15 protein-coding genes are annotated in these 17,926 nt (G+C 48.1%); 14 read left to right on the top strand and 1 reads right to left on the bottom strand.

What is annotated here, in order from left to right; translation table 11 throughout:
- Positions 1-63 precede the first annotated feature (63 nt).
- The 8 genes from acuI (at position 64) to AC9UG7_RS04630 (ending at position 11,448) form a co-directional block, all read left to right on the top strand.
- Positions 64-1,038 (top strand): acrylyl-CoA reductase (NADPH), encoded by a 975-nt coding sequence (acuI, locus tag AC9UG7_RS04665; RefSeq protein WP_509584839.1) that lies wholly within the window; start codon positions 64-66, stop codon positions 1,036-1,038.
- Between the two features lie 3 nt (positions 1,039-1,041).
- On the top strand, positions 1,042-1,647 hold the full coding sequence (locus tag AC9UG7_RS04660; RefSeq protein ID WP_509584836.1) for an isochorismatase family protein: 606 nt from the start codon (positions 1,042-1,044) through the stop codon (positions 1,645-1,647).
- 20 nt (positions 1,648-1,667) lie between these two features.
- Entirely contained in the window at positions 1,668-3,560 is a 1,893-nt protein-coding gene (locus AC9UG7_RS04655; protein WP_509584834.1) for a propionate--CoA ligase, read from the top strand.
- Positions 3,561-3,851: 291 nt separating this feature from the next.
- Positions 3,852-6,731, top strand: a complete 2,880-nt coding sequence (locus AC9UG7_RS04650) for a 2-oxoglutarate dehydrogenase E1 component (protein WP_509584831.1) — start codon at positions 3,852-3,854, stop codon at positions 6,729-6,731.
- A 55-nt stretch (positions 6,732-6,786) separates the two neighbouring features.
- The gene (gene odhB / locus AC9UG7_RS04645; protein ID WP_509584828.1) at positions 6,787-8,031 is read left to right on the top strand and encodes a 2-oxoglutarate dehydrogenase complex dihydrolipoyllysine-residue succinyltransferase; all 1,245 of its coding nucleotides are present in this window, start codon (positions 6,787-6,789) and stop codon (positions 8,029-8,031) included.
- Between the two features lie 15 nt (positions 8,032-8,046).
- The gene (lpdA, locus tag AC9UG7_RS04640) at positions 8,047-9,474 is read left to right on the top strand and encodes a dihydrolipoyl dehydrogenase (protein ID WP_509584826.1); all 1,428 of its coding nucleotides are present in this window, start codon (positions 8,047-8,049) and stop codon (positions 9,472-9,474) included.
- 33 nt (positions 9,475-9,507) lie between these two features.
- Positions 9,508-10,848 (top strand): acetyl-CoA hydrolase/transferase family protein, encoded by a 1,341-nt coding sequence (locus AC9UG7_RS04635; RefSeq protein WP_509584823.1) that lies wholly within the window; start codon positions 9,508-9,510, stop codon positions 10,846-10,848.
- 192 nt (positions 10,849-11,040) lie between these two features.
- Entirely contained in the window at positions 11,041-11,448 is a 408-nt protein-coding gene (locus tag AC9UG7_RS04630; protein ID WP_509584820.1) for a GlcG/HbpS family heme-binding protein, read from the top strand.
- A 6-nt stretch (positions 11,449-11,454) separates the two neighbouring features.
- On the opposite strand, the gene ppsR is transcribed toward AC9UG7_RS04630, so the two are convergent.
- Positions 11,455-12,276 carry a posphoenolpyruvate synthetase regulatory kinase/phosphorylase PpsR gene (gene ppsR, locus AC9UG7_RS04625; protein WP_509584817.1) on the bottom strand — a complete coding sequence of 274 codons (822 nt, stop codon included), beginning with the start codon at positions 12,274-12,276 and terminating at the stop codon, positions 11,455-11,457.
- A gap of 179 nt (positions 12,277-12,455) precedes the next feature.
- Here ppsR and ppsA point away from each other — a divergent pair, with 179 nt between their 5' ends.
- The 6 genes from ppsA to dnaB all read left to right on the top strand — a co-directional run bounded on the left by ppsA (position 12,456) and on the right by dnaB (position 17,926).
- Positions 12,456-14,861 carry a phosphoenolpyruvate synthase gene (gene ppsA, locus AC9UG7_RS04620; protein ID WP_509584815.1) on the top strand — a complete coding sequence of 802 codons (2,406 nt, stop codon included), beginning with the start codon at positions 12,456-12,458 and terminating at the stop codon, positions 14,859-14,861.
- Between the two features lie 81 nt (positions 14,862-14,942).
- Positions 14,943-15,308 carry a 30S ribosomal protein S6 gene (rpsF, locus tag AC9UG7_RS04615; RefSeq protein WP_509584813.1) on the top strand — a complete coding sequence of 122 codons (366 nt, stop codon included), beginning with the start codon at positions 14,943-14,945 and terminating at the stop codon, positions 15,306-15,308.
- 13 nt (positions 15,309-15,321) lie between these two features.
- On the top strand, positions 15,322-15,612 hold the full coding sequence (priB, locus tag AC9UG7_RS04610) for a primosomal replication protein N (protein ID WP_509584810.1): 291 nt from the start codon (positions 15,322-15,324) through the stop codon (positions 15,610-15,612).
- Positions 15,613-15,621: 9 nt separating this feature from the next.
- Positions 15,622-15,903, top strand: coding sequence for a 30S ribosomal protein S18 (gene rpsR / locus AC9UG7_RS04605; protein WP_506613822.1), 282 nt, complete (start codon positions 15,622-15,624; stop codon positions 15,901-15,903).
- 11 nt (positions 15,904-15,914) lie between these two features.
- Positions 15,915-16,367, top strand: a complete 453-nt coding sequence (gene rplI, locus AC9UG7_RS04600) for a 50S ribosomal protein L9 (protein WP_509584807.1) — start codon at positions 15,915-15,917, stop codon at positions 16,365-16,367.
- A gap of 152 nt (positions 16,368-16,519) precedes the next feature.
- Positions 16,520-17,926, top strand: coding sequence for a replicative DNA helicase (gene dnaB / locus AC9UG7_RS04595; RefSeq protein WP_509584804.1), 1,407 nt, complete (start codon positions 16,520-16,522; stop codon positions 17,924-17,926).

Here is a 17,926-nt window from a genome sequence, read left to right as displayed (position 1 = left end):
GGCTAGGTGGCTATCTGTCGCACAATCTTGACTTCTGTTACACCCACTATCAAGGAATTACAAATGTTTCGTGCCCTCGTTTTAGAGAAAGAACCTGCTTTCAGTGCCAGTATCCAAACAGTTGACGAGGGTCGCCTGCCGCCAGCGGATGTGCATGTCAAACTTGCTTATTCCACATTGAATTACAAAGACGGGCTGGCTATCACCAACAAAAGCCCTGTGGTACGCCAATGGCCTATGGTCGCCGGTATTGATGGTGCCGGCACCGTGATTTCTTCGACACACGCCCACTGGAATGAGGGCGATCAGTTTGTACATAACGGCTGGGGTGTAGGCGAAACACATTGGGGATGCTTGTCTGAGCAAGCGCGATTAAAAGGTGATTGGTTGGTTAAATTGCCTCAAGCATTTACGCCGCGACAAGCCATGGCTATTGGTACTGCGGGCTATACCGCCATGTTGTGCGTCATGGCTTTAGAGCAACAAGGGGTTCAACCAGGACAAGGCGAAGTGTTGGTCACAGGCGCAACGGGTGGTGTGGGCAGTGTGGCTGTGGCCTTGCTTTCCAAATTAGGCTATGCGGTGGTGGCAGCCACCGGTAAAGCGACTGAAGAAGCGTATTTAAAAAGTTTGGGTGCGATCAGCATCATGGACCGTGCTGAGTTGTCAGCCCCAGGCAAACCTTTTCAGAAAGAACGTTGGGCTGGTGTGGTCGACGCCGTGGGCTCGCACACACTGGCTAATGCGCTGGCTCAAACCCGCTATGGGGGTGCGGTTGCAGCATGCGGCTTGGCCCAAGGCATGGATTTACCTACAACTGTGATGCCATTCATTTTGAGGAACGTGCGATTGATCGGGGTGGACTCGGTGATGGCGCCGCTGTCGCTGCGTCAACAAGCCTGGGACAGGTTGGCCATGGACTTAGATGTCAGCAAACTTGAGAGCATGATCGAAGAAGTTAGCCTTGAACAAGCGATTGACAAGGCACATGCGCTGATGGCAGGTCAAGTACGCGGTCGTGTGGTGGTGAGGATCTAAGCCATGCTGCTCGAGGTTGAAGATTCCCAACTGGTGCTGGTCGACTATCAGGAACGGTTGATACCTGCCATGTTCCAAGGCGAATTGTGTCTGCACAATGCCATGCAACTGGCTCGGGCCGCCCATATTCTGGGCGTTCCTGCATGGGCTACGGAGCAAAATCCATCCAAACTTGGCAGCAATCCTGCAGAAATGAAAGTCCTTTGCAGGCAAACTTTGGCCAAAATGCATTTCAGCGCCTGCGAAGAAGGTTTAGTGGAGTGGTTGCGACCAGAGGTCAAAAACAAAATCTCAGGAAATGCCCGCAGTCTGCCCAAGCATTTGCAAAAACCTGTGGTAGCTGCTAACTCGCCATCCAGCATTGTTATTGCGGGCGTCGAAGCCCATGTGTGTTTGTTACAGACGGCGCTGCATTTACTGGAAGACGAATTTGATGTCTGGGTCGTGACCGACGCATGTTCTTCACGCACTGAACGCAACCGCGATGCCGCTTACGACAGGCTGGCTGCTGCTGGTGCTGAATTGCTCACTACCGAAATGGTGTTGTTTGAATGGTTACGTACTTCTGAGCACGAACATTTCAAAGATATTCAAGCCTTGATCAAATAGAAGTCAAAACGGGAGCCGCAGTGAACAGTTACGCCAGCTTTTACAAACGTTCTATCGATGATCGCGACGGTTTTTGGTCTCAACAATCTGATCTCATAGATTGGCATGTCAAACCCACACAAATTTGCGATTACACCCATCCGCCATTTGCACACTGGTTTGTCGGCGGCCAAACCAACCTGTGTCATAACGCGGTGGATCGGCATTTGAAAGACAGGCCCGACCAGCCTGCGTTGATTTATGTCTCTACCGAAACAGGCGTGGAAGAGACTTACAGTTTTGCCCAACTGAGTGATGAAGTGCAACGCATGGCCGCCGTGTTGCAAAGCTTGGGGGTAAAACAGGGCGACAGAGTACTTATTTACATGCCAATGATTGCTGAGGCTGCGTTTGCCATGCTGGCTTGTGTACGTATTGGCGCCATCCATTCCGTGGTGTTTGGCGGCTTTGCCTCGCATTCACTCGCCACCCGAATTGATGACGCCACGCCGGTGCTGATCATCAGTGCAGATGCAGGTTCGCGCGGCGGCAAACTCGTGCCCTATAAACCGTTGTTAGACGAAGCTATTTCGCTAAGCCAACACAAACCTTCTGCGGTGTTGATGGTAAATCGTAGTCTGACAGCTTTCACCAGTGTTACAGGGCGTGACCATGATTACACGGCTTTGCGTCATCAGCATTTGAATGCGAGAGTGCCATGTGTGTGGGTAGACAGCCAGCACCCGAGTTACACCTTGTATACCTCGGGCACCACGGGTAAACCTAAAGGCGTGCAACGAGACACTGGCGGATACACCGTAGCGCTGGCCGCCAGCATGCAACATATTTTTGAAGGTCAGGCTGGTCAGGTGTATTTCAGCACCAGCGATATCGGTTGGGTGGTCGGCCACAGTTACATCATTTACGGCCCACTGCTCGCTGGCATGGCCACGCTGATGTACGAAGGCCTTCCGACACATCCACATGGCGGTATCTGGTGGGAGTTGGTTGAAAAATACAAAGTCACGCACATGTTTAGCGCACCTACTGCTGTTCGCGTGTTGAAAAAACAGGACCCCGCGTTGTTAACTCGATACGATATCTCCAGCCTCAAGGCCTTGTACCTGGCTGGTGAACCCCTAGATGAACCCACGGCGCAATGGATTTCAGACGGGCTGGGTAAACCTATCATCGACAATTATTGGCAGACTGAAACAGGTTGGCCTATTTTGACAGTGGCAAACGGCGTTCAAAAAATGCCTAGCAAATTCGGTAGTCCAGGCATACCTATGTATGGATTTGATGTCAAACTCTTGAGTGACAGCACAGGCGAAGCACTTACTGGAGCGAATGAAAAGGGCGTGGTTGTCATCAAAGGTCCGTTGCCGCCCGGTTGTTTACAAACTTTGTGGGGCGACGATGAACGTTTTGTCAAAACCTACTGGCAAAGCGTCCCTGGTCAATGGCTTTATTCCACATTTGATTGGGGTTTGCGCGACGAGGATGGTTATTTCTATATTTTGGGTCGCACCGATGACGTGATCAATGTGGCCGGTCATCGCTTGGGTACCAGAGAAATCGAGGAAAGCATCTCCAGCCATCCCAATGTGGCTGAGGTTGCTGTGGTCGGCGTGGCTGACGCTTTGAAAGGGCAGGTGGCCATGGCTTTTGTGGTGGCGAAAGACATATCCGCTTTGGGTGACCCGGTCGCAAAGTTGAAACTGGAAGGCGACATCATGAAATTGGTCGACAGCCAGTTAGGCGCGGTAGCCCGACCTTCTCGCGTCCTGTTCCTGAACTTGTTGCCTAAAACCCGCAGCGGCAAGTTGCTGCGTCGCGCCATACAAGCGGTATGCGAACAGCGTGACCCGGGTGACTTGACCACGATGGATGACCCGACGCCGCTGCAGCAAATCAAAGAGCAACTGGCCTAAAAGGTGCCAACACGTTCCACTTCAGCGATCGGTCGGGGCAAACTTAGGGGCATATACGTTTAAATTGAGCCCAGCGCAGCGCTCAAGCAAAAACTTCCGCTGGTATCGGTCGGTTCAAGCCTGATTTCTCCCCCTGAAACTTTGTCGTGAAACTGTCAGGCTTTGATGGCACAATCAACACACATATTGGTGTTCTTCAAGGCGCCAGTCGCATCCACTATCCGGTTCAGCCGTGTCGTGGAGGGTCTATCAACCAAGCTTATGTTTCCTGCAGGGAAACGGAGGTCAGCAATGAGCGATTCACCGCAGACGGGTTCGTCCGTCTACCAAGCCTATGCAGGCAACACTTATCTCTTCGGGGGCAATGCGCCTTACGTCGAAGAGATGTACGAAAACTATCTCCTCAATCCCGGCAGCGTGCCTGATACTTGGCGACAATATTTTGACGCTTTGCAACATGTCCCTGCTGTGGATGGCAGTCAGGCCAAAGATGTGCCGCATTTGCCCGTCATCAACGCCTTTGCCGAACGCGCCAAGCAAGGTGGAACCCGCGTGGTCATGGCCAGCGCGGACCAAGAAATGGGGCGCAAGCGAACAGCAGTTCAGCAGCTGATTGCGGCCTACCGCAATATCGGTCAGTTATGGGCCAATCTCGATCCTTTGCAACGCACCGAGCGCCCTCAAATTCCTGAGCTGGAGCCGTCCTTTTACGGCTTTACCGATGCTGACCAAGAAACTGTTTTCGACACCAGCAACACCTTCTTTGGCAAAGACCGCATGAGCTTGCGCGAATTGCTCAACGCCTTGCGGCAGACCTATTGCGGCACACTCGGCGCAGAATACATGTACACCACCGATATGCGTCAAAAGCGGTGGTGGCAACAGAAACTTGAAAGCATCCGCAGCCATCCGCAACTGTCAGCTGATCAACAAAAACGCATTCTTGAGCGGCTCACCGCAGCAGAGGGATTAGAGCGTTATTTACACACCAAATACGTCGGACAAAAACGCTTTTCACTTGAAGGCGGTGAGAGCTTTATTGCGGCCATGGACGAACTGATCCAAGCTGCTGGTGTTCAAGGCGTGCAAGAAGTCGTGATTGGCATGGCACACCGTGGTCGCTTGAATGTACTGGTCAACATCATGGGGAAAATGCCCAAAGATTTGTTTGCCGAGTTTGACCACACTGCCCCCGAGGAACTTCCCGCAGGGGATGTGAAATACCACCAGGGTTTCAGCTCGGATGTGCCCACTCCCGGCGGGCCGGTGCATTTGTCATTGGCCTTTAACCCCTCACACTTAGAAATCGTCAACCCGGTGGTCGAAGGTTCGGTGCGTTCGCGCATGGACCGGCGCAGCGACCCAACAGGCAGTCAGGTGCTTCCTGTATTGGTTCATGGCGATGCGGCCTTTGGCGGTCAAGGTGTTAACCAAGAAACGCTGGCGCTGGCGCAAACCCGTGGTTACACCACTGGCGGCACGGTACACCTCATTATCAATAACCAAATTGGCTTCACTACTTCTGATCCACGTGACATGCGTTCTTCAGCCTTTTGCACAGACATTGTCAAAATGGTTGAGGCGCCAGTCTTGCATGTGAATGCAGATGACCCAGAAGCGGTGGTGTTGGCCACCCAATTGGCCTTGGAATACCGCATGACTTTCCGCCAAGACGTGGTGGTTGATATCACTTGCTTTCGAAAATTAGGTCACAACGAGCAAGACACGCCCAGCCTAACGCAGCCTTTGATGTACAAGAAGATTGCCGCACACCCTGGAACCCGTCGCTTGTATGCCGACCGTTTAAGTGCGCAAGGCTTGGGAGAAAACATTGGCGACGACATGGTGAAAACCTATCGCGCCGCATTGGACGCAGGCAAAAACACCTCTGATCCAGTGCTGACTAATTTCAAAACCAAGTTCACCGTGGACTGGAGTCCGTTCCTCGGCAAAAAATGGACTGACGCTGCAGACACTGCTTTGCCAATGGCGGAGTGGAAGCGATTAGCCGAACGCATCACCACATTGCCCGCCGGTGTGACACCGCATTCGCTGGTGAAAAAAGTATTGGATGACCGCGCGGCCATGGGCCGGGGCGATTTACCGGTGGACTGGGGCATGGGCGAGCATATGGCGTTTGCTTCGCTGGTGGCCAGTGGTTTTCCGGTGCGTTTGTCTGGAGAAGATTCAGGACGTGGCACCTTCACGCACCGCCATGCGGTGATTCACGATCAGAACCGCGAAAAGTGGGACACAGGCACTTACATTCCTTTGCAAAACGTGGCTGAGAACCAGTCTCCTTTCATCGTCATAGATTCCATTCTTTCTGAAGAAGCGGTGCTGGGTTTTGAATACGGCTACGCTTCCAATGATCCGAATACCTTGGTCATTTGGGAGGCTCAATTTGGTGATTTTGCCAATGGTGCGCAGGTAGTGATTGACCAATTTATCGCCTCTGGCGAAGTGAAATGGGGTCGCGTCAATGGCATCACATTGATGCTGCCCCACGGTTATGAAGGGCAGGGGCCGGAGCATAGTTCAGCGCGGGTTGAGCGGTTCATGCAACTTGCCGCTGATACCAATATGCAAATTGTTCAACCAACCACAGCCAGCCAAATTTTCCACGTGCTACGCCGTCAGATGGTGCGGAATCTGCGTAAGCCATTGATTATCTTCACGCCCAAATCATTGCTACGCAACAAAGACGCTGCTTCTCCCTTATCCGAATTCACCAAAGGCGGTTTTCAGACCATCATTCCAGAAGTTAAAGAACTCAAGGCCGACAAAATCAAACGTTTGGTGATTTGCTCTGGTAAGGTCTATTACGACTTGTCCAAGAAACGCGAAGAGAGTGGTCACGACGACACAGTGTTGCTGCGTTTGGAACAGCTGTATCCGTTCCCGCACAAAGTGTTTGCCGCCGAGTTGAAAAAATACCCCAATGTCACAGAGGTGGTCTGGTGTCAGGATGAACCGCAAAACCAAGGTTCTTGGTTTTTTGTACAGCATTACCTGTTTGAAAACATGGCCGCCGGACAAAAACTCGGCTACAGCGGTCGCGCCGCTTCCGCCTCACCCGCTGTCGGTTATTCGCATTTGCACCAGGAGCAGCAAAAAGCGCTGGTCGACGGTGCGTTCGGCCGTCTCAAAGGTTTCATATTGACCAAATAAGCATGCCCGCTTTCAAGCGCGCGTTTGGTGTCTGTCATTCATTCAGGAATTCAACATGTCTATCGTAGAAGTCAAAGTCCCTCAATTGTCAGAGTCGGTGGCTGAAGCCACTTTATTGCAATGGAAAAAGAAAGTCGGTGAGGCAGTGATTGCTGACGAAATCCTCATCGACGTCGAAACTGACAAAGTAGTGTTGGAAGTGCCCGCACCTTCTGCTGGCGTGATTGTCGAAATTCTCTGTGCCGACGGCAGCACCGTCATGGCCGATCAATTGATTGCACGCATTGACACGGCCGCCAGCGCCTCTGTTGCCGCACCTGCGGCAGCAGTTGCCAAGCCTGCTGCATCTGCTCCTGCGGCAGTATTTGTCGCTGCCACATCCAAGTCAGATGTGCTCATGCCTGCCGCCGCCAAATTGATGGCGGACAACCAACTGGCTACAGGTTCAGTCACTGGCACAGGCAAAGACGGCCGGGTCACCAAAGGCGATGTGCTCGGTGCGGTGGCTGCCGGCGTCAAGACCGCGTCTGTTGCGATTCCAACCGGTATACCTACCAAGGTGTTACCGCAAGTCGATGGCCCCTCAGTCAATCTGGGAGAACGTCCCGAGCAACGCGTGCCTATGAGTCGTTTGCGTGCCCGTGTGGCCGAGCGTTTGTTGCAGTCGCAATCCACCAACGCCATTTTGACCACGTTCAATGAAATCAATATGGCGCCCGTGATGGAAATGCGCAAGCGCTTTCAAGAGAAGTTTGAAAAAGAACACGGCGTCAAGATCGGCTTCATGAGCTTTTTCGTCAAAGCAGCAGTTCATGCGCTGAAAAAATATCCAGTTCTCAATGCCTCCGTAGATGGCAACGATATCGTTTACCACGGTTATTTCGATATCGGTATCGCAGTTGGTTCACCGCGTGGTCTGGTGGTACCGATATTGCGCAATGCCGATCAAATGAGTTTTGCTGAAATCGAAAAGAAAATCGCTGAATACGGCGCCAAAGCACGCGATGGCAAACTTGGCATCGAGGAGATGACCGGCGGTACCTTCTCCATCAGCAATGGCGGCGTTTTCGGTTCTATGCTGTCTACGCCCATCATCAACCCGCCTCAGTCGGCTATTTTGGGTGTGCACGCCACCAAAGACCGCGCCGTCGTAGAAAACGGTCAAGTGGTGGTTCGTCCCATGAACTATTTCGCCATGTCTTATGACCACCGCATCATCGACGGCCGCGAGGCCGTTCTCGGCTTGGTCGCCATGAAGGAAGCATTGGAAGATCCAGCTCGCTTGTTGTTTGACATTTGATGAAAAGAAAAAATCATGAGTAAATCATTTGATGTCATCGTCATCGGCGCCGGCCCTGGCGGCTATATTGCGGCGATTCGCGCATCCCAACTTGGTATGAACGTTGCCTGCATAGACGAATGGCAAAACGCCAGTGGCGGCCCGGCACCAGGCGGTACTTGTACGAATGTGGGCTGTATTCCGTCAAAAGCCTTGTTGCAGTCTTCTGAGCATTTTGAGCAGGCGAACCACCATTTCGCCGAGCACGGTATCACTGCCTCCAGCGTCAAAATGGACGTGGCCCAAATGCTCGCCCGCAAAGACACGGTGGTCAAGCAAAACAACGACGGCATTTTGTATTTGTTCAAGAAAAACAAGGTCACGTTTTTCCACGGGCGCGGCAGTTTCGCCAGCAAGTCTGACGCTGGTTATGAAATCAAAGTGTTCGGCAAAACTGAAGATTCTTTGACCGCCAAGCACATCATTGTCGCTACAGGTTCAAGTGCGCGGGCTTTGCCTGGTGTGCCGTTTGATGAAGAAAATATTTTGTCCAACGATGGCGCCTTGCGCCTAGGCGTGGTCCCCAAAAAACTCGCGCTGATTGGCTCAGGCGTGATTGGTTTGGAAATGGGTTCTGTTTGGCGACGTCTGGGCGCTGAAGTCACCATTTTGGAAGGCTTACCAACGTTTCTTGGCGCGGTAGATGAGCAAATCGCCAAAGAAGCCAAAAAGATTTTTGACAAGCAAGGTTTGAACATACAACTCGGCGTCAAAGTCGGCGACATCAAAAACAGTAAAAAAAGCGTCAGCGTGAACTTCACCAATGCCAAAGGTGAAGCGCAAATACTGGATGTTGATAAGTTAATTATCAGCATAGGCAGAGTACCCAATACCACCGGTTTGAATCCCGAAGCGATTGGCTTACAACTCGACGAGCGCGGTGCCATTGTGGTGGATGCCGATTGCAAAACCGCTTTGCCGGGCGTCTGGGCAGTGGGCGACGTGGTGCGCGGCCCCATGCTTGCGCACAAAGCAGAAGAAGAGGGTGTGGCCGTGGCTGAGCGCATCGCAGGTCAACATGGCCATATAGATTTCAACTTGGTACCTTGGGTGATTTACACCAGCCCTGAGATCGCCTGGGTTGGGCGCACCGAGCAGCAACTCAAGGCTGATGGCGTGGCTTACAAATCCGGTACCTTTCCGTTTTTGGCTAATGGACGTGCACGCGCTTTGGGCGACACCACAGGCATGGTGAAAATGCTTGCCGATGCCAAAACTGATGAAATATTAGGTGTACATATCATCGGACCACAAGCCAGCGAGTTGATTTCTGAAGCAACCGTTGCCATGGCTTTCAAAGCCAGTGCGGAAGACATTGCGCGTATTTGTCATGCACACCCATCGCTGAGTGAATCCACCAAAGAGGCTGCGTTAGCCGTTGATAAAAGAACATTGAATTTCTGATCATGAATTTGACTGTCGCTTGAAATATTTTTCATGCAACTGCGTAAAGCCCCAAACCCAGCTCGAACAATTTCTGCCGATCAAGCTGCGGCTATGGTCAAGTCCGGTATGTGGATCGACTACGGTGCCACCTTGTGTCAACCTGATGCGTTTGATCAAGCTGTGGCTGTGCGTAAAGACGAACTGCATGACGTAAAGTTTCGTTCTTGCATCACCATGCGTCCACGTGCGGTGCTGGACCAAGACCCAGAGGGCAAGCATTTCCATTTGTTCAGCATGCATTTCTCCGGTTACGACCGCAAAATGCATGACGCAGGGCGGGTCCATTACTTGCCGGTCAATTTGGGGGAAATCCCAGACTATTACCGCCGCTTCATTCCACCCGTGGATATCGTGGTCCTCAAAACCTGCCGCATCGATGCGCACGGTTACTTCAATTTCAGCGCCGCCAATTTATGGCACCGCGACATCATTGAACGCGCCCGTGTGGTGATGGTGGAAATCACTGATGGCTTGCCGTATGTGTTTGGCGTGAACAATGGCGTGCATATCAGCGAAGTGGATTACATCATTGAAGGTGATAACCAGCCGGCGCCTGTGCTGCCGAATCCGCCTGCTTCCGATGTTGATGTTGCTGTCGGCAAATTGATTGCCGCTGAAATCGAAGACGGATCGTGTTTGCAAATTGGTATCGGCGGCATGCCAAACGCGGTGTGCGAACAATTGCTTCATAGCAATGCGCGTGACCTCGGCGTGCATTCTGAAATGTTGACCGAGGGCATGATGGCGCTTTACGATAAAGGGCAAATCACCAATGCACGCAAGCAACTTCATACTGGCAAGATGGCGTTTTCTTTTGGTCTAGGGTCGCAATCGTATTACGATAGTCTGCATCGCAATCCCGATATGGCTTGTTTGCCTGTTGAGGATACCAATTTGCCGCATGAAATCATGCGCAACCATCGTGTAGTCGCTATCAATAACACTACCCAAATGGATTTACAAGGGCAAGCAGCCTCCGAGTCGGATGGTTTTCGCCACATCAGCGGAACTGGTGGACAACTTCAGTTCGTACGAGGTGCATATGCCTCCAAGGGTGGTAAGTCTTTCATGTGCTTGTCGTCAACCTTTGAAAAACGCGGCGAACGCAAAAGCCGTATCGCACTTTCACTGACCTCAGGAAACATCGTGACAACCCCGCGTACCGACATGATGTACGTGGTGACCGAATACGGCATTGTCAATCTCAAAGGTAAATCCGTGCCCGAGCGGGCTTTGGCTCTGATATCCATAGCCCACCCAGATTACCGAGAAGAACTGACCCGACAAGCTTATGAGAATCGAATGATTCCAAGAGGCGTAAGCTTTAGCTGAGCTGATGTGATGGGACTGTGGAGGTTTTGAATATTTAAATCATGAAATTACTTTGCTATTCCTTTTATACCTGTCCTCGCTTGTCTGCACAATCAGCCAAATACTTCCATAAATAGACCAGCTAAATTAAAAAATACATCCGGTATTTTTAATTGGTTATGCTTATTGTTTTTGACACTCACCACATACGTAATGAAAACCAAATATTTTCTCGAATCCAAAGATATTCAAGCCATAGCTTCTGCTGCGATGGCGGAGGCCATCAAAAACGAATGGGCTGTGACAATTGCCATTGTGGATGAGGGCGGACATTTACTTTGGTTGCATAGGCTCGATGGCGCCGCTCCAATTTCAGCTCACATTGCACCTGCCAAAGCGCAAACTGCTGCATTGGGGCGTCGAGAAACCAAAATTTACGAAGACATCATCAACAACGGCAGATTGTCTTTCCTCAGCGCACCTGTCATACATGGAATGCTTGAAGGTGGCGTGCCTATCATCAAAGATGGCGCTGTGATCGGTGCCGTAGGTGTAAGCGGCGTAAAGTCAAATGAAGATGCGCAGATAGCAAAGGCAGGGATTGCTGCGATTGATCTTTGAAATCATTCAGTAGGTCAATCGGTCAGGTTTGACCTCTTGAATAATTGTTGTTGCGATTTCCTCTATGCTTTTAGTTGTTGTTGACAACCATCGGATACCATAAAGTTTCATCATTGATTCTGCTGATTTAACTTCATACTGGCAATTATTCAATTTAGCGTAATGAGAATTGGGTCTTCGTTCGTTTCTAATTTCACTTAATCTGTCAGCAGTGATGGTTAAGCCAAATATTTTTTTCAGGTGAGGAACCAAAGCGGATGGAAGTTGTTGTCTTTCAAAGTCCTCAGGTATGAGTGGATAGTTAGACGCTTTGAGCCCGTATTGCATTGCCAAATACAAACTTGTGGGGGTTTTACCGCTACGGCTTACCCCTACGAGAATGACATCAGAATTTTCTAGATCCGTATTTTTTTGTCCGTCATCGTGCGCCAGGCTGAAATTGATAGCTTCAATGCGGTCATGATAGGCTTTACTTTTGCTGATGTCTGAAAATCTGCCTATCCGGTGATTTGATTTAATGCCAAATTCAATTTCAAGCGGTTTTACAAATGTGCTGAACATATCCATGATGACGGCATTAGTGTTGAGCGTCAAAATTTCAAGTAATTCATCTTTGGCCAAAGTTGTAAAAACAATAGGCTTGTTGCCTTCTTTTTCAGCAGTTTGATTGATTCTTTCTACTGCTGTCCATATTTTTTCTATTGAATCAATAAAGGGAAGTCTGATGTGCAGCGGTTGAATCTCAAACTGGGCCAAAATGGCATTGCCAAATGTTTCCGCAGTGATGCCGGTTCCATCGGATACAAAAAAAACTGTTCGGATCGACATATTGATCTCAGTAAATTGAATTGAAGCTAAGCTTTAAAATAAGCCTAACAGAATTTAAGCATGCCAAAGCCAAATATTACCTACATTCGAATGAATGTTTTTGCGGTTCAGTGCATGTCCAGTGAGAACTTAAAAAAAGTGACTCACTGCGTTTCGTTTTTTTATTTTTGGAGTATTGCATGTCTGATCTTTTCAATTCCTCGGCAATGGTCGTTCCATTCGAAAATTTACGAATGTCTGATGTAGAAGATGTGGGAGGAAAAAATGCCAGCTTAGGAGAAATGATTTCGCAAATCCCAACTGCTGTTAGGGTGCCTAGTGGTTTCGCCACCACTTCACATGCATTTCGCGTTTTTCTTAAACAAGAGAATTTAGATAATCGAATTGAAACTGCTCTTGAAAATTTAAACTCAGAAAATTTATCTGATTTAGCCACAACAGGGGCCATGATTCGGCAATGGATTATTGACCAAGCCTTACCTGAAATACTTGAAAAAGAAATTCGCTTGGCTTTTCAGAAATTAAATGGTCAAGATGCAAAAGCTTCATATGCTGTGCGCTCATCTGCAACAGCAGAGGATTTACCAGATGCATCATTCGCAGGCCAACAAGAAAGTTTTTTGAATGTTCAAGGTATAGACGATATTTTGGTGAAAATCAAAGAAGTTTTTGCTTCTTTGTATAACGACCGTGCCATCAGTTATCGGGTCCACAAGGGATTCAAGCACTCTGATGTGGCTTTGTCTGCTGGTGTTCAAAAGATGGTCAGATCCGATCTGGCAACCTCAGGCGTCATGTTTACTATCGATACTGAATCGGGTTTTAAGGATGTAGTTTTTATCACTTCAAGTTACGGATTAGGTGAAACAGTCGTCCAAGGTGCTGTCAATCCTGACGAGTTTTATGTCCATAAACCTATGCTGTCTGCAGGTAAAAAGGCCATAGTCCGAAGAAGTTTAGGTTCAAAATTAATACAGATGAAATTCGCCTCAGAAGTGGAGCGAAAACAAAACGGCAAATTGGTTTCTATAGAAGATGTACCGTCTGAAATGCGAAACCGATATTCATTGACAGATTTAGAAATCAATCAATTGGCGAAATATGCCGTACTTATTGAAAATCATTACGGGCATCCCATGGATATTGAGTGGGGTAAGGATGGCCTAGATGGTCATTTATATATATTGCAAGCTAGACCTGAGACAGTAAAGAGTCAATCAAAAGGCAAGTCTGAACAACGATTCCGTTTAAAAAATAAAGGAACTGTTTTAGCTGAGGGTAGGGCGATTGGCCAAAAAATTGGTACAGGTCCTGTCAGACTGGTGAGTCATTCTTCTCAAATGGAAAGTGTGCAACCGGGCGATATTCTTGTGACGGACATGACTGATCCCAATTGGGAACCTGTGATGAAACGAGCGAGTGCGATTGTCACCAATAGGGGAGGGAGAACTTGTCATGCAGCCATCATCGCGCGAGAACTTGGCATACCAGCAGTTGTAGGCTGTGGAAATGCAACTGAGATTTTGGTTTCTGAAAGTTTAGTCACTGTCAGTTGTGCCGAAGGTGATACTGGATTTATATACGACGGTGTTCTAGAAACAGAAATTTCTGAAGTACAGCGCGGCGTGATGCCTGACATCAATACCAAAATCATGATGAATATTGGCAATCCAAGCATGGCTTTTGATTTTGCTCAACTTCCGAACGCCGGAGTGGGGCTGGCCCGATTGGAGTTCATCATCAATAACATCATCGGTGTCCACCCTAAGGCGATTTTGGATTATCCAAACATAGACACAGAATTGAAAAAGGCGGTTGAATCAGTTGCAAGAGGACATGCCTCCCCTAAGTCTTTTTTCATCGATAAGGTGACGGAAGGCGTGTCAACCATAGCTGCAGCTTTTTGGCCCAAGCCTGTGATTGTGCGTCTATCAGATTTCAAATCTAATGAATATAGAAAACTGATTGGCGGCAATAGGTATGAGCCAGAGGAAGAAAATCCCATGCTTGGATTCAGAGGTGCTGCCAGGTATTTAAGTCATGATTTTCAAGAAGCGTTTGCCATGGAATGCCAAGCTTTGCGGTATGTCAGAGATGAAATGGGGTTGACAAATGTACAAATCATGGTTCCCTTCGTAAGAACCTTAGGCCAAGCTCAAAAAGTAGTCGATTTATTGGCCCAACACGGATTAAAGCGGGGCGAAAACGATTTGAAGCTCATCATGATGTGCGAAGTACCAAGCAATGCATTGCTTGCTGATGATTTTCTGACATTTTTTGATGGGTTTTCTATAGGATCAAATGACCTGACCCAACTTACCCTAGGCTTAGATCGAGATTCTGGAATGCCATTGCTTGCAGCTGATTTTGATGAAAGAGATCCTGCCGTAAAAATACTTCTTGCAAAGGCGATTGAAGCTTGTCAAAAGAAAAATAAATACGTGGGAATTTGCGGTCAGGGCCCAAGCGATCATCTTGATTTCGCACTGTGGCTGGTAGATATAGGAATTGAATCCATTTCTCTTAACCCCGACAGCGTTATTTCTACTTGGAATGCTTTGGCTCTAGCCCAAGAGAAAGCCTAACTAAGATTGCTATAATGTTTGTCTTTCACCTTGCCATACCACTGAAGACGCTGTGGGTGGCTTATTCCACAAGGAGAGTTTATGCGTCATTATGAAATCGTATTGCTGATACACCCGGATCAGAGTGAGCAAGTACCTGCCATGCTTGAGCGGTACAAAAGTTTAATTACCAATGGATCGGGCAAAGTTCATCGCCTGGAAGATTGGGGTAGACGTCAGTTGACCTATATGATCAACAAATTAGCCAAAGCTCATTATTTGTGTTTGAACATTGAAGCCAATCAAGAAGTAATGGCTGAGTTAGAACATGCTTTTAAGTTTAATGATGCTGTTTTGCGTCATTTGACGGTTGCTAAGAAGAAAGCAGAAACTACCCCATCTTTGATGATGAAAACTGTTGAGCGCGAAGAAGCCCGCAAAACTCAACACACTGAATTTCAAGCTTGAGTTTTAACCAGATGTGAATCATGTTGAGTTGATTGCTCGCATTGTTGAAATTTCAGCGCTGCGATACACGCCATCCGGACTCCCGGTATTGGATATTCAACTAAGACATGAATCTGAAATTGAAGAAGCAGGAATTCAGAGAAAACTTAGCTTTTTAATCAAAGCAAAAGTTATTGGAATTTCGGCAGAAAAGCTAGTTTCACAATCGATGGAATCTGCTTTTTTATTCAACGGTTTTTTGGCATCTGGTTCTAACTCAAAGCATGTAGTTTTTCATATCCAATCGTACCAATCTGTTTCCTAGGAGCCCATCATGGCAACTTTTAAAAAATTTAACAAAGACAAGCGCCCCAAGCGCAACACCCAGTCCTTACTTTTTAAGCGTAAAAGGTTTTGTCGGTTCACAGTCACTGGCGTTGAAGAAATCGACTACAAAGATATAGACACGCTGAGAGATTTCATTGCTGAGAATGGAAAGATCATCCCGGCCCGTCTAACCGGTACCAGAGCCATATATCAGAGACAATTGAACACGGCCATCAAGCGTGCTCGATTCTTGGCAATGTTGCCATATACCGATCAGCACAAAATCTAAGGAGTCGCAACATGCAAATTATTCTTCTTGAAAAAGTTGTGAATCTGGGAAATTTAGGTGAGATCGTCAAAGTCAAAGACGGCTATGCAAGAAATTTTCTGATTCCATCGGGCCAAGCTCGTCGTGCAACCAGTGTAGCCATTAAGGAATTTGAGGAAAGACGTGCTGAGTTAGAAAAGGCAGCCCATGAAAAATTGGATGCTGCTCAGACGCAAGGTGAAAAGTTAAAAGGTACTACTGTCAAAATCACACAGAAAGCTGGTGTGGACGGTCGACTGTTTGGATCTGTCACTAATTTTGATATTGCTGAAGAGTTGGGCAAGATGGGATATGCAGTATCCAAAGCTCAAATCCGAATGCCTAAAGGGCCAATTAAAGTGGTGGGTGATTCCCCTGTATCTGTTTCACTTCATACAGATGTTTTAGTAGACATACAAGTATCTGTTTACGGTGAATCTGCATAATTTAATGCTACTTTTAAAAACCGCTCTTTGGGGCGGTTTTTTTATGCCAAAGTTATTCACAACCTCATGAACTTATCCTCAGTATTTTCAACAAGTTTATACAGTGACAAGAAGCTGCGGTTTGAATACCATCAATCTTTTAGAGGATAAAAATGGCTGTTGTTTTTCCAGAGTTTGAAGAATCATCTTCATCTATTGATCGGCAAATTGCTCAATTACGCATACCCCCCAATTCGGTGGAGGCAGAGTCCAGTGTTCTTGGTGGCCTCTTACTGGACAACAGCGCGTGGGACAAGATTGGTGACGTCTTAAGTGAAAGCGATTTCTACCGTTATGAACATCGCCTCATATTCACCTCCGTCAGTGGATTGATTAACGCAAACAGAGCTGCCGATGTCATTACTGTTTTTGAACAATTACAAAGTCAAGGTAAATCAGAAGAAATAGGCGGATTGGCTTTTTTAAATTCCTTGGCGCAATACGTACCGAGCTCTGCCAACATACGTCGTTACGCTGAGATTGTTCGCGAGCGAGCTATTCTCAGAAAACTGGTCAGTGTGAGCGATGAAATCGCTACATCTGCTATGAATACCAATGGACGCCCTGTACCTAATATTCTGGATGAAGCGGAGCAGAAGATATTTAATATCGGTGAGGAAGGCTCGCGCATGCGCCAGGGCTTTCAATCGATGGGTAATTTAGTCGTTCAACTCTTAGATAGGGTTGAAGAGATGTCTCAAAATCCAAATGACATTACAGGCGTTCCCACTGGATTTTTTGACCTTGATCGAATGACTTCTGGTATGCAAGCAGGGGACTTGATCGTATTGGCTGCCAGACCATCTATGGGTAAAACAGCCTTAGCAATTAATATTGCTGAAAATGTAGCTTTAAATGAAGGTCTTCCAGTTGCTGTTTTTTCAATGGAAATGGGCGCTTCTCAGTTGGCCATCCGTATAGTGGGTTCTATTGGCAGAATTGATCAGACAAGACTGAGAACTGGCAAACTGATAGATGAGGAATGGCCCAGACTGACTGAGGCTGTTGAAAGATTACGCAATGTTTCTCTATCCATAGATGAAACACCAGGGTTGACCACAGCTGAACTCAGGGCAAGTGCACGCCGCCTTGCACGTACTTGTGGAAAATTGGGATTGGTTGTTGTGGATTATTTGCAATTAATGAGTGGCAGTAGTGGCGGGGATGGTGATAACCGAGCGACTGAATTAGGTGAGATTTCTCGTGGATTAAAAATGCTTGCCAAAGAACTGCAGTGTCCTGTGATTGCCCTCTCTCAGTTAAACCGTGGTGTTGAGCAGCGAACCGATAAGCGTCCAATGATGAGCGATTTGCGCGAGTCAGGTGCGATTGAGCAAGATGCAGACGTGATTATGTTTATTTACAGAGATGACTATTACAACAAAGATTCAAAAGAGCCAGGAGTCGCAGAAATAATCATTGGAAAGCAGCGAAACGGTCCAACAGGGATGGTTAAATTGACCTTTCTTAAACCCATCACCAAGTTTGAGTCTTACGCGGGAAGCAACGCCGATTATTAG

Origin of the sequence: Limnohabitans sp. (assembly GCF_046052765.1) — a bacterium.
Lineage (GTDB): Bacteria > Pseudomonadota > Gammaproteobacteria > Burkholderiales > Burkholderiaceae_C > Limnohabitans.
The sequence above is the reverse complement of the archived record's forward strand: the minus strand, read 5'-3'. Positions and strand labels throughout refer to the sequence as shown.

Coding starts and splice junctions, on each gene's coding strand:
- acuI (WP_509584839.1), top strand. CDS start 64: ATGTTTCGTGCCCTCGTTTTAGAGAAAGAACCTGCTTTCAGTGCCAGT.
- AC9UG7_RS04660 (WP_509584836.1), top strand. CDS start 1,042: ATGCTGCTCGAGGTTGAAGATTCCCAACTGGTGCTGGTCGACTATCAG.
- AC9UG7_RS04650 (WP_509584831.1), top strand. CDS start 3,852: ATGAGCGATTCACCGCAGACGGGTTCGTCCGTCTACCAAGCCTATGCA.
- odhB (WP_509584828.1), top strand. CDS start 6,787: ATGTCTATCGTAGAAGTCAAAGTCCCTCAATTGTCAGAGTCGGTGGCT.
- lpdA (WP_509584826.1), top strand. CDS start 8,047: ATGAGTAAATCATTTGATGTCATCGTCATCGGCGCCGGCCCTGGCGGC.
- AC9UG7_RS04635 (WP_509584823.1), top strand. CDS start 9,508: ATGCAACTGCGTAAAGCCCCAAACCCAGCTCGAACAATTTCTGCCGAT.
- AC9UG7_RS04630 (WP_509584820.1), top strand. CDS start 11,041: ATGAAAACCAAATATTTTCTCGAATCCAAAGATATTCAAGCCATAGCT.
- ppsR (WP_509584817.1), bottom strand. CDS start 12,276: ATGTCGATCCGAACAGTTTTTTTTGTATCCGATGGAACCGGCATCACT.
- ppsA (WP_509584815.1), top strand. CDS start 12,456: ATGTCTGATCTTTTCAATTCCTCGGCAATGGTCGTTCCATTCGAAAAT.
- rpsF (WP_509584813.1), top strand. CDS start 14,943: ATGCGTCATTATGAAATCGTATTGCTGATACACCCGGATCAGAGTGAG.
- rpsR (WP_506613822.1), top strand. CDS start 15,622: ATGGCAACTTTTAAAAAATTTAACAAAGACAAGCGCCCCAAGCGCAAC.
- rplI (WP_509584807.1), top strand. CDS start 15,915: ATGCAAATTATTCTTCTTGAAAAAGTTGTGAATCTGGGAAATTTAGGT.
- dnaB (WP_509584804.1), top strand. CDS start 16,520: ATGGCTGTTGTTTTTCCAGAGTTTGAAGAATCATCTTCATCTATTGAT.